The organism is Bacillus sp. RC51 (assembly GCF_044908115.1).
In the GTDB taxonomy this organism is placed as follows: Bacteria; Bacillota; Bacilli; order Bacillales; family Bacillaceae_G; genus Bacillus_A; species Bacillus_A mycoides.
Map to the genome: position 1 here is coordinate 1 of NZ_JBIYCW010000015.1, position 23,262 is coordinate 23,262.

Below are 23,262 nucleotides of genomic sequence, written 5' to 3' on the forward strand. Positions count from 1 at the left end.
CTGAAGTATCGACCTCATCTTTATACACAAAACAAAAAGCAAATGAGGGGGAACAATTAGTAGAACAAACTGTAACACAAATGCAGTCTATACATCATTCTGTTTCCCAATCCGATAATGTAATTAAATTATTAGATAAGAAATCGCAGCAAATAGGCACTATATTAGAAGCGATTCAAAATATTGCTGAACAAACAAATCTACTAGCACTAAATGCGGCGATTGAGGCGGCTAGGGCAGGAGAACAGGGACGTGGATTTGCAATTGTTGCGGATGAAGTTGGGAAATTAGCGGAACAATCAGGACAATCTTCAATGGAAATTGGAAAATTAATTAAAGAAATACAATTAGATGTACATGAGACTGTAAAAGCTATGAATGAAGTAGGAATAGAAGTACAGTCGGGAATTAAGGTAGCGAATGATACAAAACAAAGTTTTTATGAGATTTCAAATTCAGCGAATGATATCGTTTCCAAAGTACATGGTATGGTGGACCTATCAAATAAGATGACATTTGATGCAATGCAAGTCGATACATCTATTAATCAAATAGCAGTAGCTGTAAAAGAGAACACCACAAGTATGCAAACTATAGCTGGTTCATCCGAAGAACAACATGCTTCCATGGAAGAGATAAATTCTTCAGCAATTCAATTAGCACAAATGGCCGAAGAACTTCAAGATTTAATTGGAGGATTTAAGGTATAAGTTCAGATTATAGGAAAGAATAACAGGAAGTATGTTAAAGAGTGTTAGTTGAAAATCTTTTAAAATAGCAAATAAATATAATATGTATTTTTTATAGAAATTGCACATGCAGATCAACTACTTTAAATGGTAGCTGATCTTTTTTTGTTGGAATGCAAAACAAAAAGGAATGAAAATCAAGAGGGAGTTGTGTTAAAAAAATTAAATATTAGGTGTTGCTTGTTTTGTACTAAGAGTACGCAACGTGGGAAAGATGTTGCATGTTAACAGGAAGAGTACGCAAGATGTTGCATATTTTACAGGAAGGGTACGCAATATGAGAAAGGTGTTACAACACAAACATCTGCGTACTTCCACTCACTCCTAAACGCTTATACACTTCATTAGCGGTATATACAATCTCCGTATCTGACATAGCACCATGACACCTCCTATAAGGGAATTATACCTTTCATAATCAATCGCCGAATTTCGTCCGAGGCCTAGGGAAAAATCAAGTTGAAAAAGGATTAACAAAAGTGTAAAATTACACTAAATAATACATAAGTTACTTTTGGGGAGGGGAAAAGATGAATAAGGAGCTTATAATCGAACTCATTTCAACAAAAATAAAGTTAATTCGTACTGAAAAGGGGTATACGCAAGATAAAATGGCTGAAGTTCTCGGCATTTCAAAGAAAACACTCGTTCAAATCGAAAAGGGGAGATCTAATGCAGGCTGGACCAATACCGTGGCTATTTGTGCATTATTTAGGGGGAGTGAGGTTTTACAGTCCGCTTTGGGAGATGATCCATTAGTAGTAATCGAAACAATGGCCCACAAAAGTATTAACAACTCCAAAGAAAAAACATTGGGAGGAAAATTATGGTGGAAAAAAATTCAAGAAAAAGGGGACTTTCGCTTACAGCAAAATCTGATTAGTCAGCATTATCGTATTTTAGACGAACATGATTACCGTTGGTTTAGTTCGTTTGATAGAGAAGAAGCGCTAGATCAACTGTTTAAATTAACAATAAATTCCGAAAAATAAATAATTTCTTGGGGCTAAAAAGAGGTGTAATACATAAATGAAAAATATTTTACTAATGTTGTTGACCCTGACCTTATTATTAGGATGTGCTTATTTTATCCCCAATACTATATCGACGGGATGGCGGCTTAAGCCTTTTTCAGCTTCTTAACTATTGGTAGTTGTGATTTTGTTGAACTTGATTCCTCAGTTCCTCTCTCTATATATAAATAGAGTTAAAATAAAACTTATCAACTTGAAGGAGATTATATATGTACATCTTGAGCTTACTTTATATTTTATTTACGCCTATTCTTTGTTCATGCGGTTTTTTTGGTGGGATTTTTTTAATAATTACAGGGGTTAAATATCGTAAATTACTCGCGAGTGTAATGGGATTACTTAGCCTTTCCTTTATCGTTCTACCTTATGTTGATTGGGGTCTGGGGATTGGTGGAGATATAATTCCTCCTATTCCACCCCTGCTATACTGGACTCTATTCTCTTTAACTGGGTTGTTAGCAGCATTCAATGGTCTACAAGCAAAAATTAAAAGCATACGCAATATGGGATTTATTATTTTTACTACTGGAATATTAGGGGCTTTTTTCTATTATTTAATGTCTGTACAAGATTCATTTTATATCTAATAGTTATTTTGGTTGCGAAAACTCAATCAGTGTTTTTCAGTCTATAAAACTATATTATTAATAAGTAAAGGAATCTATTTATAATGAACCTAATAAAACAGATGTTAAAAAGTTATACATTTTTATCTTTAGCAATCGGTTTATTACTTTGTTATTTTCGCATTAGTGGACTAGATCCTCAAGGACTCTTTTTTTTCGTTTTCGGATTGGAGCATATATTAAATAATTTAATATATGCTGAACCTTTTAGAGATATGGTGTTTAACCATCATATATACGCATTTCGTATATTGACAGCTCTCATATATGGTATTTTCTTTGATTGTCTAAGATATTTGATACAAAGGTATTTAACACCAAAGTATGCATTATTTTTTAAATATTTGAAATTCAGTACTTTGATACTCGTGTTAATTAGTATACTAGTACTCTTGTTGATTGGTATACTCTTCAATTTGTCTCTCCCAATCATTGATGTTGGCTTATAATAATTTACAATAGAGCCACAATTAGTATCTTAATAAAAATAGAACAGCACAACGCAATGCTGTTCTATTTTTCATTTTAACAATAATACACTAAAAATTCCTAAACCATCCATGCTATCTATCCCGAAAGGTACACCATAATGCAAATGTGTTACGTGTTTTGCGATAAGATGCACAATTCAGAAAAAAACAGTTGAATAACTAGTGATTTTTACATACTTTTGAAACTCTATTTAGAAAGGTATAAATGATTAGCAGCAATTGATATAATTGTATTAGAAGCAATTAGGAGGATTATTAGTGGAAAAGTTAAAAGTACTATTTCAAAACACTTTATATATAGCGTACCCTCTATTTACTGGAGTTGAGGGAAGTGAAAGAGTTTTAAATAAATGGCAGCACTTCTATCAAGATATAGAAAGAGATCTACAGAGGATTTACAACTCAATTTATTCGTCACAGACTTTCGAAAGATTAGTGAAATGGGTTTCTAAAAAGGAAGCTTTAGGATTAGCTGCGATAGACATCCTTCCCAAATTAGATAATTATTAAGGAAGAAATTTTTGAATGTCTAAAAGACGATTTATATATGGAATTTGGAATTAAACTGCCTGTTTTCGCAAAAGAATTACCTTTAGATTCAGAGGCTAAGAGTGATTATATAGAGCGAAGTAATGCAGGGTTTATGTACCGTTTATCATTTTAGCCAAGAAGACTCCTTCCTCAAGGAACGTGAAGAGCCACAGCCCAGTGAGTAGTTGGGAGATGAATTGTTCGACAGGTAGTAAAGTGTTACTTGACAAATTGTCATGATCATTTTATTATATGCCGAATATACGTTCGGTATATAATAGATATATATCGAAATGGAGGTGAAACTTATGATTATCAATAAAGCATTTAAATTTCGTATCTATCCAAATAAAGCACAAACGACTCTAATCAATAAAACGATTGGTTGTTCTCATTTTGTATTCAATCATTTCCTATCTCTATGGGATAATGCATACAAAGAAACAGGAAAAGGTTTGACATATGGTACATGCTCTGCCAAACTTCCTGCCATGAAGAAAGAGTTTGTTTGGCTAAAAGAAGTGGATAGTATTGCTATTCAGTCGTCTGTTCGCAACCTTGCGGATGCTTATACACGTTTTTTCAAAAAACAAAACAGTTCCCCACGTTTCAAATCTAAGAAGAACAACGTACAATCTTACACCACAAAACAAACAAATGAAAATATTGCCGTTGTAGGAACCAAAATTAAACTGCCAAAACTAGGTCTTGTTCGATTTGCCAAAAGTCGTGAAGTAAAGGGACGTATTTTAAATGCTACGGTTAGAAGGAACCCTTCTGGTAGATACTTTGTGTCATTGTTAGTGGAAACAGAAGTGCAAGAACTCCCGAAAACACTTTCTTACATTGGAATGGATGTAGGGCTAAAAGACTTCGCGATTTTGTCAGATGGAACAACCTATAAAAACCCGAAGTTTTTTCGATCGTTAGAAGAGAAGTTGGCAAAAGTACAGCGTGTTCTTTCTAGAAGAATGAAAGGATCTTCTCGCTGGAATAAACAAAGAATTAAGGTAGCTAGAATTCATGAATATATAATGAATTCTAGAAAAGATTACTTGGACAAAATCTCAACTGAAATCATCAAAAACCACGATGTTATCGGTATAGAAGATTTGCAAGTATCGAATATGTTAAAAAATCATAAGTTAGCAAAAGCAATTAGTGAGGTATCATGGTCACAGTTTCGAACCATGTTGGAATATAAAGCAAAATGGTACGGCAAACAAGTCATTGTCGTATCGAAAACATTTGCTTCAAGCCAATTATGTTCTTGTTGTGGATATCAAAACAAAGACGTTAAAAATCTAAACCTACGTAAATGGGACTGCCCTTCTTGTCGTACACATCATGATAGGGATATTAACGCAAGTATGTATCAATCTAAAGAATGAAGCGATAAGGCTTCTAACCGCAAGGACTGCGGAGATAGCCTAATCAATTAGAGTTCGATAGAATTCTTTACTTAGGAATCCCTCACTTCTAAACGAAGTGAAAGTGGGGGTAGTTCAAGTTATTAGAAATATATATAGTGACCTGTTGGAATATCCTTGAATTTATTTTCGGGGTATAAATCAGAGTATATATTTTAATAAATATATATGAGATTACTTTATAAAAAGTAATTGGAATTATTAGTAAAATGATTTTTTATGCTTAAATTGAATAAAAGTATGAACTTTCACGGTATAAATATGAATTTTATTCATCATTTTAATAACTATGCAATAAGTGAAATAAATGTTGAATTTAGTCGGAAAAAATACATTTACAAATCGTAGAATATGTACATATAGTTGTAACTGTAAATATTATCCGTTTTGAAATATTTATAAAAGGAGAAATTCAAATGAAAGAAATACAAAAGCAATGTGAAATTGTAGAAGAATTGGATGCAACAGTAGGGCAAGAAGCATTATGGATAGCTCATCAAATGGAATTAGAAAAAGGAATGAACAATGAAGCTGCCCTAATAAAGCTAAAAGGAAATCTTCAAATAGAGACTATAAAGAAAGCGCTTACTTTAATAGTGCAATCTCATCCAGCGCTACGTACACTATTTATTAAAAGGGACGAAAAAATTAAACAATTCATTCAAAAGAGTATAGATTTTGATATACCAATTAAGGATTTAACTGCTTTTAAAAACACAGAACAAAAATTTATTTTTAAAAAATTCTTAGACTCTATAGTGAATGAGAAATTTAATTTAGAAGAAGGGCCTTTGTTTAAATTCCACATCATTAAATTGTGTGAAGATGAATTTATTTTACATATGATTTTTCATCACATTATTTATGATGGATGTAGTTTAGGAATTTTTATCCAACAATTGTCTCATACGTATTGTGAATTACTTCAAGAAAATACGGGTTTAGTATTAGAATCTCCTTATAAGAGCCTTGTAGAATTTGAGGAAGGTTTTATTGACTGTGCAATATATAGAGAAGGATCATCCTATTGGAAAGATTATTTACAAGGTGAATTACCTCCTACAGAGTTTCCTGCTACTATTAAAAAAATGAATGAACCGATATATACGAATGAAAATATAAGTAAGAATATTGATGCCGATCTATTTTATCAAATACAATGTTTTGCTAAAAGTAATAACATAAGTGTCTATCGGGTTATGTTAAGTACTTATTGTGCCTTACTTCATCAAATGACAAACGCTGAAGAAATTATTGTAGGTATTCCAATTAATACTAGACCACACACGGAAGAAGGGAATGCTTTTGGTTATTTTGTTAATACATTACCTATACGTATAACAATAGAAAAGGGGGATACATTTAAGGGGATATTTAACAAGGTGAACAAATCTGTTCATTTGGCTATTAAGTATAAACATAATCCATATTCACATATAGTAAAAGATTTAAATCTAAATAATAATACACATCATAATATGATATATTCAACAGCATTTAATACGGTAAGGATACCTCAATTAAAAATTCCAGATATTGAGTCCACAGTTTTAACAGATTGTAAAAGAGTAAATCCTTTTAACATGACCTGGAGAATAATGAGATATGAAGGGGAAACAGAGAATAAAATTGAGGTTGACTATAATTCAGCGTTATATAAAGCAGAGAGTATTAGTGATTTAGTTGAAAGATATATATATTTGTTACAAAAACTAATGAAGAATGTAAATGAGCCTATCCATTCATTGGAGTTACTTTTAAAAAAGGATCATTTTTTATACAAAGATATAAACTCAAATACTCTTGCATATCCTAATTCAAAAACACTAGATCAATTAATCGATCTACAAGCATTAAAATCGCCAAATCAAATAGCGATTTCAATGGGGGATAAATCGATTACCTATTATGACTTGCAGCAAAGGTCAAATCAAATCGCGAATTATTTACGTGAAAATGATATAAAAAAGGGACAGCGTGTAAGTATTACTATGGTGAGAGAGATCGATACAATTGTGTGGATTCTAGGCATACTAAAATCAGGTGGAGTTTATGTACCAATCGATCCAAAGTTTCCTGAAAAAAGAATAGAATATATATTAAAAGATAGTGAAAGTCAAATGATTATTACAAAAAAAGAATTCAGGGGATTAATTGAAAGTTTTGCGATTCATACAATTTATCTAGAGGATTTTCATTACGCTAATTCTATAGAAAATATTGTACCTACACATACCATAGAAGATACAGCGTATATTATCTACACGTCAGGTTCGACAGGTTTACCAAAAGGAGTAGGTGTACCACATAAAGGAGTAATTAATTTATCATATTCATTAATGAATCAATTTAATTTAGACAAAAATGATGTATTTTTACAATTTGCAACGATGATTTTTGATGCCTCCATTATGGAAATGTTTCCGGTTTTGTTATGCGGAGGGAGAATGCATTTAATTTCTGAAATGGAAAAACGTTCTGCAGAAGAATTTATAAATGTAATTAACAAGAATGGTATTACATATGTTCTTTTACCAACTGCATTTTTTAAATTAATAGCTGATATGCCAAAAGAAATGTTACTTACATTAAATTCTTTAAAATGTGTATTTGTGGGAGGGGAAACCCTACCTGCTGAATCAGTTCGTAAATGGCAAAGTAAATTGGGGTTAAAGATTCCAGTTCTTAACGCATATGGTCCTACTGAAGCTACTGTATGTACAACCATTTATGAAGTAAATCATGAGATAAAAGAAGAAAGTTCTAGTATCCCAATAGGTAAACCAATTGCTAATAGTAAAGTTTTCGTGGTCAGTCCGTTCAACACGTTATGTCCGTCAGGAGTAGTAGGTGAGCTATTCATTGGTGGTGATGGGGTTGCCAAAGGATATATAAATCAAAAGGAAAAAACAGAAGAGGCATTTATTTCTTTCGGAGAATCCTATAATCGCGATAAAAAAATGTATCGTACTGGGGATTTAGTACGTCTTTTACCAAGTGGGAACTTAGAATTTATCGGAAGGAAAGATAATCAAGTAAAACTACGTGGGTATCGAATTGAGCTTGATGAAATTGAAAGAGCATTATTTAAACACCCAGAGGTAAAAGATGCAGTAGTAGTAACTTATCAAAATGACAAAATCGCTAGCTTTTATTTATCAAAAGACAATACAGAGATAAAACAAGAGGACTTAAAAACATTCTTAAGTGAAAGTTTACCAGATTTTATGACTCCAAATTATGTATTTCACCTTAAAACATTTCCATTATCACCAAGTGGTAAGATTGATAGAAAAAAATTAGAATTACAAATCCCATCTTTACTTGAAAATATGAAGAATCAATATGTACCACCAATAAGTGAAACAGAAAAAAGGTTGGTAAAAACATGGTCAGAGATTTTAAATTTAGGGAAATATAGAATCAGCAGAGATGATGACTTTTTTAAACTTGGGGGACATTCATTAATTGCTGTGCAAGTGTTAAATCAAATTCAAAAAGAGTTTCATTTGAAAATAGAAATTAGAGATATTTTTGAGCATACAACAATTGCTAGTCTATCTGCTTACATTGATAAATTAATGGAAGTAAATACGGATAGAGAAGAACATGATATGCAAGTATTAAAGGTTGCAGATAAGGAATGCTATAAGTTATCCAGTGCTCAAAAAAGAATCTGGTTTTTAAATAAGTATAACGCTATTAATAGAGTATATGATACACAACTACACATAAATATTGAGCCAAGTTTAAAAAAGAATATTTTACAAGACGCCATAAGATTTTTAGTTGAACGACACGAGATGCTACGAACAGTGTTTATTGAAAAAAACGGGGAGCCTAGACAGGTCATATTAAAATCAATATCTATTGACCTTATTCACGATGATATTGAACACATAACTAAAAAGGAACAACAAGAATATATACGTAGAACAATAAATCAAACGGATCATACACCATTTGATTTGGAAAATGGACCACTTTTCCGGATTAGAATTTTTAATCTTGATAAGAAAAGATCCTATTTATATATCAATTTACACCATATTATTACCGATGAGTGGAGTGTAAGGAATTTATTAGATGAATTAATGAAGGTATATAATGCCTTTGCTAATCGAAGAAATCCCGAGTTACCAACTATTCCTAATCGATATGTGGATTATGTTGAGTGGGAACAGAAGCAGCTAAAATTAGGCCGGTGGGATACAGAAAAATCTTATTGGATGACCGAGCTTGCGGCGCCTCTTCCCCTACTAAATCTTCCGTTAGATTTTAGTAGGGATCGTCAAAGTACAAATAAAGGTAAAGTCTTTGAAATGAAGTTAGATAATAAAATGAAAGAGTCTTTGAAACAAGTATGTGAACAAGAGAATGTGTCTATGTATATGCTATTTTTGGCAGCATATATACAATTGTTACACTATCTAACGGATCAAAAAGATATTATTGTAGGTACACCGGTTGCTGGAAGGAATTATCAGGAATTTGAACAAATACAAGGGTTTTTTGTAAATACTTTAGCTATTAGAACACAATTAAATGATGTTAAAAATTTAAAACAACTAGTACAAGTCGTTAAGGAAAAATGTTTGAATTCTTTCCAAAACCAATCGTACCCATTTGATAAAGTAATTGAGCAAATAAATCCTGATAGAAGTTTTGGAAATAACCCTATCTTTTCTACAATGTTTAGTTATCAGAAAGATATTTTGCAACAGCATGATGCGTACAAGCTTCAATTGTTACCTAATAAACAAGATGTTAGTAAGTTTGACATTTCTTTAGCTGTTGAAGAAGGATCGGATTATGTAGAGATTTCATTTGAGTATAATATTAGTCTTTTCAAGGAAGAGTCAATTAATAGGTTTACTCAAAATTTACTTAATATACTGGACGCATTTATTCATCAAAGAACAGTGGCATATGAGAATCTTTCATTCCTATCACTGGAAGAGGAATCTCTATATAGAAAGGTAAATCATACAGAAAGACCGTATCCTTATTTTCAAAATATACAGGAGCAATTCTATAAGCAAGTAGAAAGACAATCAAATAGGATTGCTATAGCTACAGAAACAGAGTCTTTAACATATAGACAATTAAATATGAATTCTAATCAAGTAGCTCAACATTTACTCGAAAAAGGTATAAAAACAGGTGACAAAGTAGCCATATTTTTAGATAGAAGTATCAATAGTATTGTCTCTATGATTGGAATATTAAAAGCTGGCGCTGCCTATATACCAATCGATGTAAAATACCCCGAGGATAGAATTAATTATATAGTAAGTGACAGCGAGGCATGTAGAATTATAACGAATTACAAATACAAAAATCATTTGAATTCAAGTAATTATAACGTTTCAATAATAGAGGATATATATCGTACGACAATAAATGATGATGTTAAAATTTTAAATAAACCAGATGACTTGGCATATGTGGTTTACACTTCAGGATCAACAGGAAAACCAAAAGGTACATTATTAACTCATAGAGGAGTATTGAATTTAGCTGAATGGAGAAATGAAGTATTTCATATTTCCAAAAATGATAAAGTAACACAGTTTTATTCCCATAGTTTTGATTCTTCTGTATCGGAAATTTTTTCTACCTTGTTAAATGGGGCGGAACTATATTTATTAAGTGATGAACAGCGCTATTCAACTGTAGCATATGCTCAAGCTATCCAAGAAATACAAGCAACTATTTCTGACGTGCCAACAGTATTTTTTAATGAATTATCGACTTCATTAACTAAATTGGATAGTGATAAGATACGTTCTTTAAGATTTATGATAATGGGAGGGGAAGCTGCATCAACAAATGCTATTAGAAGTTGGCAAAATACTTTTGAAAATCAAATACAACTGGTAAATGAGTATGGACCTACTGAAGCAACTGTTTCAGCAATGTATTATTTCATACCAGACTTAGAATGCGAAAATAACATTTTAGGTAGTATACCGATTGGTATTCCAATTTCTAATACAAAGGTTCATATATTGAACTCATATATGCAACATTGTCCGGTAGGGGGCATGGGTGAATTATATATTGAGAGTTTAGGATTGGCCCAAGGGTATTGGAAGCAGGAAGAGAAAACAAAACAGGCATTTATTTCAAATCCATTTTCAGAAGATAATAGTAAAAGGTTATATCGAACAGGTGATTTAGCAAAGTGGTTACCAAATGGAACTATAGAATTTATGGGGAGAAAAGATAAGCAGGTTAAAATTAGAGGGCATAGAATTGAATTAGGAGAAATAGAAGATGCAATATTCCAATTTGAGGGGATAAGTCAGGCTGTTGTAACACAAACAAAAGATGGAATGCTATTGCAAGCTTATTATAAAACAGTGGACGGTATAGAAATAGAGAAAAATAAGTTAGCTTTACATTTATCAAATGTATTGCCAGAATATATGATCCCTAAATATTACTCTCATGTGTTAAAAATACCAATAACGGCTAATGGGAAAATTGATTTCGGAAAACTGTCAGAAATAGAGTTTGATAATGAGCAAAAAGATGGTTGTATACTTAAGCCGCAAACTAAAGTGCAAAAAAACATTGCAAAAGTATGGTCTGAAGTTTTAAACATAAAATCTATTGGTTTAAAAGATGATTTCTTTAATTTGGGTGGGCATTCTTTAAAAGTTATGCCAGCATTAGTTAAATTAAAACCGTTATATCCTAACTTGAAAATTCAAGATTTCTTTAAGTATAGAACAATAGAAAATTTAGCCTCTCATATTGAAGAGATGGAAAATATGTCGTTAAAAAAAGAGAAAAATATTAATGTAGCGTGTATTGAAAATGAAACGAAAACGACTCCTGATTATAAAAGAAATAGTATAGAAGAATGTGAGACAGATATGGTGAATTATCCAAAAGCAGTTTTCCTTACAGGAGCAACAGGATATTTAGGAGCGCATATTTTAGAACAGTTATTGCAGTTGCCATCTACGACTATTTACTGTCTAGTAAGAAAAAATAAGAATCAAGTAATTGGTGCAAAGTTAAAAGAAAGAATGAGGTTTTATTTCGGTAAAGAAATTCTTAAAAAGTTGGAGGAGAGAGTAGAATTAATTGAAGGAGATTTATCTTTGATAAATCTAGGTCTTGATTCAAAGAAAGTGAATCATTTAAAGAGTAACGTAGAGTCAATAATACATTGTGGTGGAGAAGTTAGACACTATGGAGAACGTGAGCATTTTCAAAAGGTAAATGTTCAGTCTACAAAATGTTTATTGGAATTAGCTAAGAGTACAAATGCACGCTTCCATTATATATCGACTTTAAGTGTAGTAGGGCAGGCTGTAAGCGATCCAAAAGAATTTAAATTCTTTGAGTCTAATTTTGATAGAGGGCAAAATTTAGATAATGTGTACTTAGAAAGTAAGTTTCAAGGCGAGAAAATGGTCAGAGAGGCAATGGAAAAAGGAGTTCGTGCTACGATATACCGTGTGGGAAATTTAGTGGGTAACTCTAAAACGGGTAAATTTCAATTCAATATTAATGAGAACGCTTTTTATAGATTATTGAAAGGTATATGCCTATCTAACATAGCACCTGAAATCAGTACGTATGTAGATTTAACGCCTGTGGACTATGGAAGCTTAGCCATTACTGAATTATCTTATAAGGCTAACACAGTAAATAAAACCATGCATATTTGTAATCCAATTCAGCTTAAATGGGACCAATTTATTAATAGTTTACAAGATTTTGGATACGATTTAATGTTAATGAAGCAAGAAAAGTATATAGAGAAGTTTTTTAATACTAATCTAACTATTGATGAACAGAAAGCTTTAGAGCTCATAATGCCTTTATTAGAATCTGTAGAAGAGCTATCAGTAGCTATACCATCTTGTTCGTATACGCAAGGATATTTGAAGAATGTACATTGTTTAGAACCAAATCAAGAGTATATCAATTTGTTATTAAATTATGCTATGAGTATCGAGTTTTTACCAACCATTAAAGAACCAATATTGTTATAGAATATACTATCGATTTTGAACAGATTGATCTATAAATATGAAGTTTTGAATGTTCGTTTACTTCCGCTTATTGTTTTGAAAATGAAGAAAATCAAAGAGGTTATCTTATTTTTATGAGAGGATGTCGAGGAGAAACGTAAGGAACTTGAAGCTTTACGGGAGAAGTATTAATCGTATAATAATGTAGCGAAGGAAGACGAAAATGGCTACCAGAAATGGTGGCCATTTTTACGTAGATTGATATTAATGCTCAGGATAAATTCTTCTACATGCCATGCGACCTAATTCTGGAGAAGAAGCAATCATTGCGGCAGAAGCCACGGCAGTCATCCCAGAACTTCCAACAGCAGCAGAGGCTCCAATGGTTGCAATAGTAATTAAATATATCAAAATAATTTTGTATTAAACTTTTTTGGTGAAGCCTTAGAAAACAAAAGAAATCGAGTTAATTAATCCCTTTTTATGGTAAAATTAATTTAAATGATATCTTCTATAAATCTGATTATACGAAAAACGATACTTAATTTTATGCGGGGATGAGAGAGAGGGACAAAATGAAATTAGCAATTCAAACTAAAAATTTAACAAAGTCTTTTGCAGATCAATCCATTGTAAGGGATATAAACTTATCTGTTCCTGAAGGAAGTTTATATGCTTTTATTGGACCAAATGGTGCAGGAAAAACAACAACTATGCGAATGTTATTAGGATTAATTCCATTAGATAGAGGAACGATATTATTTAATAATAAAGATATAAAAGAATGGAAAGAAGAATTATTTGAAAATGTGGGTTGTTTTATTGATTCGCCTACCTATTATCCTAATTTAACAGCATATGAAAATTTAGCCTATGTACAAAAAATGATTAATAAACCTTTAGATGAAATAGATAGAGTATTAAAAACTACAGGAATATATAAAGCAAAAGATAAAAAAGTTAAAGATTTTTCTTTAGGAATGAAACAAAGGCTAGGTATTTCCTTTGCTATTCTTAATAACCCTAAAATACTAATTCTTGACGAGCCAACAAATGGATTAGATCCAGAGGGAGTACACGAGATAAGGCGTTTATTACTTCATTTGGTAAAAAATGAGGGGAAGACTATATTTATTTCTAGTCATAATTTAGCTGAAATTGAAATGATAGCAGATCACATAGCATTACTACATAAGGGTACCATACTCTATGAAGGGAATTTAAACAGTATTATTACTTCTAGAGAATATATTGTTCATGTTAATGACACTACTGCCACAGAAAGGATTTTAAATACAGAGGGTATACCTTATAGCATAGAAAAAGAAGGGGTATTCAAACTAATAATAGATCAAGATAGTGTTCCTAATTTAACCAGAATATTAATTAAAAATGATATAGATATTTTTGAAGTTAGCCCTAAAAAGCTAACATTAGAGGAAGTATTTTTAACTTTAACTAAACAAAAGGAGTTACTCTAATAATGCAATTTATCTTTAAAAGTGTGAATAGTGAGATGAGGAAAATTGGTGGGAGAAAATTATTATTATATTCTTTGTTTTTTTCATTATTATCAAGCTTTTTGTGTATAAGTTATTTTATTTTTAACAAGAATAATCCTGACATGTTTCAATCTACAAATCTTATAGCAATTACAGTAAACTTTAATACACTAACGTTAAGCATTTTTTCTGCTTGTATGTGGTATCTTATCATTTCTTCTGAAAATAAATATGGCACTTGGGCCATTATTTATACAAAGCCAATTTCAAAATTAAAATTATTGTTATCTAAAAATTTATTGTTTATACTGTTCTATTTGATTTTTAATATTTTAAATTTTTCGGTTATGGGTATCTATATTTTTATAAATGGATATGAAATATCCATACTTTATTTTTTAAAAATGTTTATACTTTGTACCATTCTATCTTTAGCAATACCATATTCTCAATTGCTTTTTCATTTAATTATAAAAAAGGGAATTCTTGCGGCGTCCTTGTCAGTTATTTGGATTTTTTTTAGCGTAACATATGGATTATTCCCTGCAATATTCACAAAGACATTTCCAATATTTTATGCATTGAATATAGTAAGTGACGTAATGATTAAAGAAACAACTATTTTATTATATCTTGCAAGTTCTTCAATATATATTTTAGGAATTATGTTATTGACTGTGAGTTTTAAATATTATACATATGAATAATAAAGGGTGAAACAAGTGGGTATTTTAGGTGAATATAAAAAAAGTCTTCATAATGGATTGTATATCCTGTTACTAGTATTTCTGTTGATACCAATTAGTTTTCAAGTTTTTCTAACTGTATCGGCTCAATTAAAAGATGGCGTTGCCATGCATATAGCGATTCTGAGCCTTTTTTGTAGGTTATTTTTACCTATTGCGATAGGTCTATTAGTGTCATTTTCTTTTGTAAATGAATTCAGAAGAAAAGGATATATGTCTGCTATTTATCATGGGATCACTTTAAAAACCATATTAAGTAATAAGTTTTTCTTTTGCTTAATAATTACTTTTTGTTATTTAATATGTGCTTTAATCATAACTAGTATACCTATAGTATTAACGGTTGATAATCTAGGGACTGTTTATCAAAGTTTAAGTTTTTCTATACTTTTTCTGGTAATTAGCTCTTTAATTATTGTGAATCTACATTTTTTAATAAATATAATATTTTATAAAATCCCGTTACTTTCATTATTAGTAGGGGTTATAGGTGGACTTGGTAGCTTTTTTATCTCTCATACAAACTATTGGATACTATTCCCTTGGTCATATCCAATTATGAGTCTTTATTTTGATAGCATTGGAACAAAACAATTATATATTATTCTCATTGTATATCTATTATCATTACTAAGTTGTATATTTATGTTTTCTACTTTATATAATAAAAAATCAATGAGATGGAATTAAAGTTAAAATGGGGAGAGTAGCATTAATAATATTAAAACATGTTGTAGTTACTACAACATGGGTCTCGATACGTTAAGCCAATTAATAAGACATGCGGATCAAATATTATTGAATTTGAAGAAGCTAAAGTATGATAGATGTCACTTATGGTCACTCGAATATCTATTACTAATTTACTCTATTTAAAAAAAGTAGCTGCACAAAAGCACAGCTACTTTTTTTCATACAAACATTATTATGCAAATAAAAACCTTAACGTAAACTTGCGCTTAATGGTACTTGAGAATAAACTTTGAAATTACTACCATAAGTACCGTGTTGAGAAAATGAGGAAGAAATTGAGCTGTTCCAACTTTTGTAGGTAGATCCAGATGTATCTGCTCTTAGAAGTACGTTTGAAAAGCTAGCTTGGCTAAAAGAATTACTTCCAGTATCTTCAACGCCCTGAACCATTTTTACTGGTTCATATTGAGAAAACGTACCATATACAGGTTGATTTACATATTTAGGACTTCCATTTACATACATAGTAACCGTACCGTTTCCGTTATTAACTAGTTTAAGGTTTACTCGATCACCATCTTTAATTGATGTATCATACTGTGTGTTCCAATACTTACTGTTTTGACCTGATTCATTATATCCTGAATTAAGAAATACTTTATATCCACTTGATGTTTTTGAAATACCACCCTCAACTTTAGATGCTCCAATACCTAAATACCAATTCACATATCCATCCTTAACAACAACTGATTTTGGTAGATTTATATCAGCTGCAATCCCGGTATAGTTACTATTTGTAACACTTTTTACAGCACCTTCTGTAGCTGCAAAGCTAGTAGTTGAAAACATTAATAGAGAAATTAGAAGTGAACCAACTAGATACATCATTTTTTTCTTACTTTCCCTTAATACTTGACTCATGTTAGATCCCCCATATTTTAAATTATTAAATTGTATGGAAAGTTGGCCAACTAACTACAACTTACAAATTAAAGATATATCAGGTTTCATTTAATGTATATATTTTCCTGTTATAAGTCATTGAAATGTCAAATGAATTTGATTTTTCATATTTATCAATATAGATGGAGTTGACAGAATAAAATAGTATGTCTATTTAAATGTAAGAAGATTTTGTTAAAAAATATAAAAACCTATAGGTCTGTTGGGGATAGTATGTACTACGATTCATTTAGGAGAGAGAAATATGGAATGAATATAGTTTTTTTCAATGGGTAGATCTGAAATATTTAGAAATAGATTAAAAACAAAGGAAATAAATGAATCGTTTTTCTTAAGGAATTCATTGAAATAGTTAGTAGACGAAAGGAAATATATGATTTATAAGACAGGGATTTCCTATATAAAAGAAGAAAGGGGATCCAGCTATGGGAATTACAAATACAAGATCAAAGTTAGATAATGCAGCTATTGAAGAGGCCATAGAGGCATTAAAAGATGAAAATGAATGTTTATGTATGGAAATCGATTACTTAAAAAAGTTAAAGGCCTTCCTTCAAAAAGAGATGGAATTACAGACCAAGACAAAGCAAGAGTAATTTATCTTACAAAGTTCGAAAATATATAACATATTAAGATAGTACTAGATAATTATAGAGGTCATTACAATCGCAAAATAATCAAAGTATACTTAAAAGGAATGAGTCCAGTATAATACTGGACTCACATTCAAACAGCCGCTTAATTTTTTGTTTAATTCTTCAGGTTCAGTTGATTATAGGCAATCAATTGTTGGCTTGCTACGCTCAGTGAGTGTTATTCTTTAACTCATCTCATATAACGTTAGTTTAAGTATTGAGAGTAAAAGAATAGGAATAGAAAAATTAATGTTTTGCTAAATAATCTATTAAAGAAACTTAAAGGAATAACAAGTTCTCCTATTGTAAGGATTTTAAGTTTATCCTTATTTAGTCCTATTATTAATTCTTTTAATGTTTGGAAGTTTATTTTATTAACGAAAGACCAACTTGGCACAGCTTTTGTATCTGTACCTATTTTGAAAATAATATGAATACTATGTGCATGAAAACCGCTTATTATTAAAATAAGCATAAATCCTAAAATAATGAACCAAGTCATTTTTCAACACCTCCTTTCAGTATCTAATATTAAGATATTAAAACTGCTGAGAAAGTGTGCTGTTGTCCATGAAAAATATTGAGAAATTGTTGAGGAAACATTGAGGATGTTGCAATGCTATTGATTGTAGCTGAGTTAATAATGCTTGTCATATTATATGTGTGAAAAAAGGAAATAGGAAAGAGAACAGTTGCGTAGACTGTTCTCTTAAGGAGCGGAAGTGCTGAACATTTTCAATGACAATGATTCAAGCATTCCGTTAATAGTATGTGTAAATATTTATAATCCATACAAGCAAGGTGGCTAGAATAAATAGCCGCCTTGCTTCAGGGAGAATTCAAGAAAATTAGAGATTCATTATGGATACAGATTGGCTGTTACCAATCTATTATTAGTATTGGAAATAATTACATAAATTATTCGTAAGTTAAAATCTCAATTCATCGTAGGATGAGTGACATGCAAAGTAAAAAGAGCACTTTTTAAAAGTGCTCTTTTTAAGGTGTGTATTAGGAATTGAAAGAGGCATCAATGACAATTTAGAAGGAGATATCTCTATACAACATATGGAGGTACTATGGAAGGGTGACGATAAAACATAAAAAGAGCAGTTAGAATGAACTAACTGCTCAGCTCCAGGGGAATTGGAGACTTGGTATTTTATATTATTAGCAAATTTTCGGTGTATTATTCGAAAGTAGATATAGATAGATAATTATTAATATTGTATTAGTACATTTTATCCTTTAAATAGTGTTCCTCCATCAGTAACATGGGACTCTCCAATTTCTCCAACTTCTTCAGCAGGAATAAGCGGTAAATTATTATTACCTTTTTCATTATTCCTGTTCATAGCATTAAAGATAATTAGAAATTACCGTGAGGTGGTGTAAAGGAGAGAAAGAACGTGAGTTCCTGCATTCTCTGGTTGTAATGAGCCTTGCATGTGGAGATTAAATGTCTAATAAGTATATTGGTCAAATTTTTTTCTACTGGTGTTTCATTAAGGTTGATTAGTTCATAAATATGAAGCACAACGATAAAAGATAGAAATACTTACAAATTTTAAGAGAATTCCTTTTGTCTACCAAGAAGCAAAATATTTTTATGATAAAATATAGAAAAAGATGATTAAGAAGGGACAATTAAAGTGAAACCAACAATTTATGATGTTGCTGAAAAAGCAGGTGTATCAATAGCGACTGTATCCAAAGTAATTAATCAAACGGGGCGTATTAGTGAAATAACAATAAACAAAGTAAATAAAGTAATGGATGAATTGGATTACCAGCCAAGTAGTGTAGCAGCAGCGTTAACAGGTAAAAAAACATATACGATTGGGGTACTTGTCCCAGACATTTCAAACCCATTTTTTGCAGAAGTAGCAAGAGCTTTTGAAAATAGTGCACGAGAATCAGGATATACACTCATTTTATGTAGTACAGATCATCAAACAAAACGTGAGCACGAATATATTGATTTATTATTTAAAAAGCAAGTAGATGGCATTATTATTGCGACGGAGCTAAATGATTATAAACTAGTTAAAAAAATCGTGAACCGAGATTTGCCACTTGTATTATTTACCGTAGATCATCCTTCCATCACAACTCATGTTGTGACAACTGATGATATGAGGGGAGGCTATCTAGCTGGACAGTATTTAACGCAGAAAGGCCATAAGTCTTTAACGATTATGATGGAGAAGGATAGAAAAAGTAGCATAGGGAGACTGAATGGTTTCAAGCAGGCTCTTACGGATTCAGGGATTTCGTTAGATGATGATGCTATTATTAGCTGCTATTCGACAGTAGAAGATAGCAAACGTGCAAGTAAAGAATTACTTAGTTTGCCTAGCAGGCCTACAGCGGTTTTTGCTTGTACAGATTTAATTGCTATATGCCTTATGAATGAAGCAAGAAAACATGGACTTTCGATTCCGGAAGATTTATCAATTATCGGATTTGATAATACAATCTATGCTGAGATTGCTGATCCAGGGTTAACGACGATTGAACAGCCAATCACACAAATGGCAGCCTGTACATTTGAACAACTCTTAAAAACGATGGAAATGAAGGCGCATGCTAAGCAAAAGATTACAATTATTCCTCAGTTAGTAGAGCGATCCTCAGTAAAGGATATTACATGAAAACTTTTTTAATAGCCTACTTGAATGTAACGAAAAGAAGGTCATCGTAACCATGTACAGTTATGATGACCTTCTTTTTATTTAGAGTTTATACTGAGAATTGCTCGCCGTTTTTCGTATTTAAATCCTGCTTCATCTCATTCTCCTTTGGAATAGTAAGGAAATGAGTTAGAAATGCACCAAAGAAGTACAAACCAGCAAAGATCCACATCACGCCGCCTACACCTAATGGACCGATGAAGGCAGTTACTACTAATGGACCAACAAAAGCTGATAATCCTGAACCTAAATTTAATACAGACATGGCGGCTCCTTTATTTTCAGGAGCTAAAGATGGTACTAAAGCTGTAAGAGGTACATAACCGGCAAGTGTTGCTCCGTAGCAACAGGCAACAAATAATATAGCCCAAAAATTATGTCCTACCATTTGTGGTACATAATAGAGTGCAAGAGTTACAATTCCGCAACCGACTCCCCCGAACCATTTAATCGTATTTACCCAGCCCAACTTGTCTCCAACAATACCAAAAATAATATTAAACACCATATTTACAAAGAATAGAGTGCCCCAAATTTGAAGCCATTCCGTCATTGTAAAATTATATTTCATCATATAAGTAGGCAGGAAAACAACAAATCCAAACTGAGCGGCCGAGTTTATTATTTTTACAATACCGCCTATACCAACTTTAGGGTTTTCAAATGCGATGGTAATGCCTTTTAGTAATTCACTAGATTTGTTAGCGCTTACGGTTTGTGCCTTAAATCTGTCCTTATTTACAACAATTGAGAATAATCCCCCAACGACAACAAAAATTAAGGCGCTCCATAAAGTAGCGATTTCCCCAATCTTAGGAACCATATAGCTAGAATAAAAGGCTCCTATAACACTAAGCCCAAGCTGGAATACGAACCAGAACCAGCCAACTGCTCTTGAAAGCATTTGCTGTGGAGTACTGTAAGATACCCAAACTAGAAAAGAATAAGCAAATAAAGGATAACCGAAACCTCGTAGGGCATAGCAAAGTAATATAACGGGATAATTCATATGTTGAATGCCTATACCTATGAATCCAATGGAACCTAAAATGAATGATATTAAACCAAACGTCATGACTTTTCTTGGTCCCCACATTTGTACAAATACCCCCGAAAACCAGGAAGAAGCGGATACAGTAATTCCGTAAATAGTAAACAGAAAAGCAGCGTGTTCTAGCGTTAAGCCATTCTCAACGAGATAAGGGGATAACCATCCTTGTTCTAAACCATCCCCAATCATAAATACAATAATCCCTATGTATCCCCAAGTTAAATTAGAAGGGATACCAATCTTGTCCATAAATGTTTTGTTTGAACCAATTGCGTTCATTCTCCCACCACCGATATTTTTTTGGTTAAGCGCTTAATTCTTTTTGATAAAAAAAGTATACGCTTACATTATGAGGTCGTCAATTAAATTTTTTGACAATTTACAACTTTCTTTCATAGGGTGCAATCTATTTACTTATCGGACACTAAAATAATTGTGAGTATGAAAAGAAGGGAATACCTTATAGATGGGAGTTTACTATTTAAAAGGCTCGGTTTTCTTTGTTATATCAGTATTTTAAAAGAATATATTTATAGCTTTTTAGATTATTTATTTCTAATTATTATTTTTTATTTTTATGTAATACGTTTATTGAGGGAACTTAAAATTCAGATGAAAAGGGGAGTATTCCAAAAAATAAAAATGTTTTCAATTTAGAATCAAGTGTGTATAATGAAGAAAAATAGGGAAAGCGCTTAACTAACTTGATGCGCTAAACCCTATAGACTTTCATTTCGTTTCTTAAATTTTAATATAGAGGGAGAAATCATATGAACGTTTTAAAGATTGGGATTATTGGTGCTGGAAGAATTGGGAAATTACATGTTGATAATTTGCAGCTTATGCCACAAGTAAAAATTAAAGCGGTTTCAGATGTAGTAATTAGTCATCTAGAAAAGTGGGCTCAAGATAAAGGGATTACCACTCTAACTAAAAACTATCAGGATTTATTAGCAGATCCAGAAATTGATGCTGTCTTTATTTGTTCACCAACAAATACACATGCGCAAATTATTAAAGAAGCGGCTCTTGCCAAAAAACATATCTTCTGTGAAAAGCCTGTTAGTTTCTCAGTAGAAGAAACTTTAGAAGCATTAGAAGTGGTAAAAGAACAGGGAGTATCTCTTCAAGTAGGTTTTAATCGTCGTTTTGATCCTAACTTCAGGAAAGTTTATAATCTGATTCAACAAGGCGAAGTGGGGCAGCCGCATATTTTAAAAATTACGTCTCGGGATCCACAACCGCCAAGTATAGAATATGTTCGCTCTTCTGGCGGATTGTTTATGGATATGATGATTCATGATTTTGATATGGCTCGTTATGTAATGAATAGCGAAGTCGTTGAAGTATTTGCATATGGAACAACATTAATCGATCCATCCATTCAGGAAGTAAATGATGTTGATACAGCAATTGTCACATTAAAATTTGCAAATGGAGCTTTAGGAGTAATTGATAATAGCCGCCAAGCTGTTTATGGATATGACCAGCGTGTTGAAGTGTTTGGTGAAAAAGGCGCGGTTGCTGCGGATAATTGCTGCCCGACAACAGTTCAAGTGTCAAAAACAGAAGGTATTGTAAAAGATAAGCCGCTTTATTTCTTCTTAGAGCGCTACACGCAAGCTTACATTGAGGAAGTAACACAATTTACAAAGTCAATTATAGAAGGACAAGCTGTTATTTGCAGTGGTAATGATGGATTACAAGCAGAGCGAATTGCGAAGGCTGCGAAGGAATCCTTACTAACAGGAAAACCTGTACAAATTGAACATAAACAGCCTGTATTAAATCAATAAAGAGAGCGCTTACTTCTAGATAGATAAAGAGTAATGAATAGTAGGTTTATAAAAATATGAACCATATCATTCATTCTTTCTTGAACTACTCACCACTTAACGTCCTTACGGACTGTTTGAAGTGGGAGATTCCTGCGAACACCGATGTATCCAACAGTTATCTTAGCAGGCGCCGCCCGTAGTCCCTACGGTGAAAACATAAGCATCTTGTACGTTGACTCACCACGCTTCTTACTTTAGCTTGGTTTTCGCAACTTCAGCAAACGTGGGGCGAAAGAACGTTGAAGATTTTACGGTTGCAACGTTTTTCTGCAACCAACCTCAT

At 31.9% G+C, this 23,262-nt stretch carries 13 protein-coding genes and 2 pseudogenes; 12 read left to right on the forward strand and 3 right to left on the reverse strand.

Annotation, left to right across the window (positions count from 1 at the left end; translation table 11 throughout):
• The 9 genes and pseudogenes from ABH959_RS23605 to ABH959_RS23645 form a co-directional block, all read left to right on the forward strand.
• Positions 1-710 (forward strand): methyl-accepting chemotaxis protein (locus tag ABH959_RS23605; RefSeq protein WP_404493246.1); only part of this gene is annotated, 710 nt, incomplete at its 5' end.
• A gap of 569 nt (positions 711-1,279) precedes the next feature.
• Positions 1,280-1,741: a helix-turn-helix transcriptional regulator gene (locus ABH959_RS23610; protein ID WP_002016811.1), complete on the forward strand. Its 462-nt coding sequence runs from the start codon at positions 1,280-1,282 to the stop codon at positions 1,739-1,741.
• A gap of 251 nt (positions 1,742-1,992) precedes the next feature.
• Positions 1,993-2,370: an ammonia permease gene (locus ABH959_RS23615; protein ID WP_201055160.1), complete on the forward strand. Its 378-nt coding sequence runs from the start codon at positions 1,993-1,995 to the stop codon at positions 2,368-2,370.
• A gap of 788 nt (positions 2,371-3,158) precedes the next feature.
• Positions 3,159-3,558, forward strand: a pseudogene (locus ABH959_RS23620) (hypothetical protein); the annotation flags it as partial.
• Positions 3,559-3,739: 181 nt separating this feature from the next.
• Positions 3,740-4,865, forward strand: a pseudogene (gene tnpB / locus ABH959_RS23625) (IS200/IS605 family element RNA-guided endonuclease TnpB).
• Between the two features lie 412 nt (positions 4,866-5,277).
• Positions 5,278-12,876, forward strand: a complete 7,599-nt coding sequence (locus ABH959_RS23630) for a non-ribosomal peptide synthetase (protein ID WP_404446545.1) — start codon at positions 5,278-5,280, stop codon at positions 12,874-12,876.
• Between the two features lie 554 nt (positions 12,877-13,430).
• The gene (locus ABH959_RS23635) at positions 13,431-14,336 is read left to right on the forward strand and encodes an ABC transporter ATP-binding protein (RefSeq protein WP_404446548.1); all 906 of its coding nucleotides are present in this window, start codon (positions 13,431-13,433) and stop codon (positions 14,334-14,336) included.
• Positions 14,337-14,338: 2 nt separating this feature from the next.
• Positions 14,339-15,064, forward strand: a complete 726-nt coding sequence (locus ABH959_RS23640; protein WP_404446551.1) for an ABC transporter permease — start codon at positions 14,339-14,341, stop codon at positions 15,062-15,064.
• Between the two features lie 15 nt (positions 15,065-15,079).
• Complete coding sequence (locus ABH959_RS23645; protein WP_033729679.1) at positions 15,080-15,793, forward strand: ABC-2 family transporter permease; 714 nt, start codon at positions 15,080-15,082, stop codon at positions 15,791-15,793.
• A 252-nt stretch (positions 15,794-16,045) separates the two neighbouring features.
• On the opposite strand, the gene ABH959_RS23650 is transcribed toward ABH959_RS23645, so the two are convergent.
• A complete protein-coding gene (locus ABH959_RS23650) occupies positions 16,046-16,720 on the reverse strand; it encodes a hypothetical protein (RefSeq protein ID WP_404446555.1) in 675 nt (224 codons plus the stop codon).
• Between the two features lie 467 nt (positions 16,721-17,187).
• Here ABH959_RS23650 and ABH959_RS23655 point away from each other — a divergent pair, with 467 nt between their 5' ends.
• Positions 17,188-17,358, forward strand: coding sequence for a hypothetical protein (locus ABH959_RS23655; RefSeq protein WP_002016670.1), 171 nt, complete (start codon positions 17,188-17,190; stop codon positions 17,356-17,358).
• A 244-nt stretch (positions 17,359-17,602) separates the two neighbouring features.
• Here ABH959_RS23655 and ABH959_RS23660 read toward each other — a convergent pair whose 3' ends face one another.
• Positions 17,603-17,899: a hypothetical protein gene (locus ABH959_RS23660; RefSeq protein WP_002016668.1), complete on the reverse strand. Its 297-nt coding sequence runs from the start codon at positions 17,897-17,899 to the stop codon at positions 17,603-17,605.
• Positions 17,900-19,049: 1,150 nt separating this feature from the next.
• Here ABH959_RS23660 and ABH959_RS23665 point away from each other — a divergent pair.
• Positions 19,050-20,051: a LacI family DNA-binding transcriptional regulator gene (locus ABH959_RS23665; RefSeq protein ID WP_404493247.1), complete on the forward strand. Its 1,002-nt coding sequence runs from the start codon at positions 19,050-19,052 to the stop codon at positions 20,049-20,051.
• A gap of 88 nt (positions 20,052-20,139) precedes the next feature.
• Here the strand turns inward: ABH959_RS23665 and ABH959_RS23670 are convergent, their stop codons facing one another.
• Entirely contained in the window at positions 20,140-21,420 is a 1,281-nt protein-coding gene (locus ABH959_RS23670; protein ID WP_404446562.1) for an MFS transporter, read from the reverse strand.
• A gap of 491 nt (positions 21,421-21,911) precedes the next feature.
• Here ABH959_RS23670 and iolG point away from each other — a divergent pair, with 491 nt between their 5' ends.
• The gene (gene iolG / locus ABH959_RS23675) at positions 21,912-22,937 is read left to right on the forward strand and encodes an inositol 2-dehydrogenase (RefSeq protein WP_002016661.1); all 1,026 of its coding nucleotides are present in this window, start codon (positions 21,912-21,914) and stop codon (positions 22,935-22,937) included.
• The last annotated feature ends 325 nt before the right edge of the window (positions 22,938-23,262 follow it).

Bases quoted from the DNA above. Each gene is read 5' to 3' on its own strand.
- ABH959_RS23610 (WP_002016811.1), top strand. From the start codon at position 1,280: ATGAATAAGGAGCTTATAATCGAACTCATTTCAACAAAAATAAAGTTA.
- ABH959_RS23615 (WP_201055160.1), top strand. From the start codon at position 1,993: ATGTACATCTTGAGCTTACTTTATATTTTATTTACGCCTATTCTTTGT.
- ABH959_RS23630 (WP_404446545.1), top strand. From the start codon at position 5,278: ATGAAAGAAATACAAAAGCAATGTGAAATTGTAGAAGAATTGGATGCA.
- ABH959_RS23635 (WP_404446548.1), top strand. From the start codon at position 13,431: ATGAAATTAGCAATTCAAACTAAAAATTTAACAAAGTCTTTTGCAGAT.
- ABH959_RS23640 (WP_404446551.1), top strand. From the start codon at position 14,339: ATGCAATTTATCTTTAAAAGTGTGAATAGTGAGATGAGGAAAATTGGT.
- ABH959_RS23650 (WP_404446555.1), bottom strand. From the start codon at position 16,720: ATGAGTCAAGTATTAAGGGAAAGTAAGAAAAAAATGATGTATCTAGTT.
- ABH959_RS23655 (WP_002016670.1), top strand. From the start codon at position 17,188: ATGGGAATTACAAATACAAGATCAAAGTTAGATAATGCAGCTATTGAA.
- ABH959_RS23660 (WP_002016668.1), bottom strand. From the start codon at position 17,899: ATGACTTGGTTCATTATTTTAGGATTTATGCTTATTTTAATAATAAGC.
- ABH959_RS23670 (WP_404446562.1), bottom strand. From the start codon at position 21,420: ATGAACGCAATTGGTTCAAACAAAACATTTATGGACAAGATTGGTATC.
- iolG (WP_002016661.1), top strand. From the start codon at position 21,912: ATGAACGTTTTAAAGATTGGGATTATTGGTGCTGGAAGAATTGGGAAA.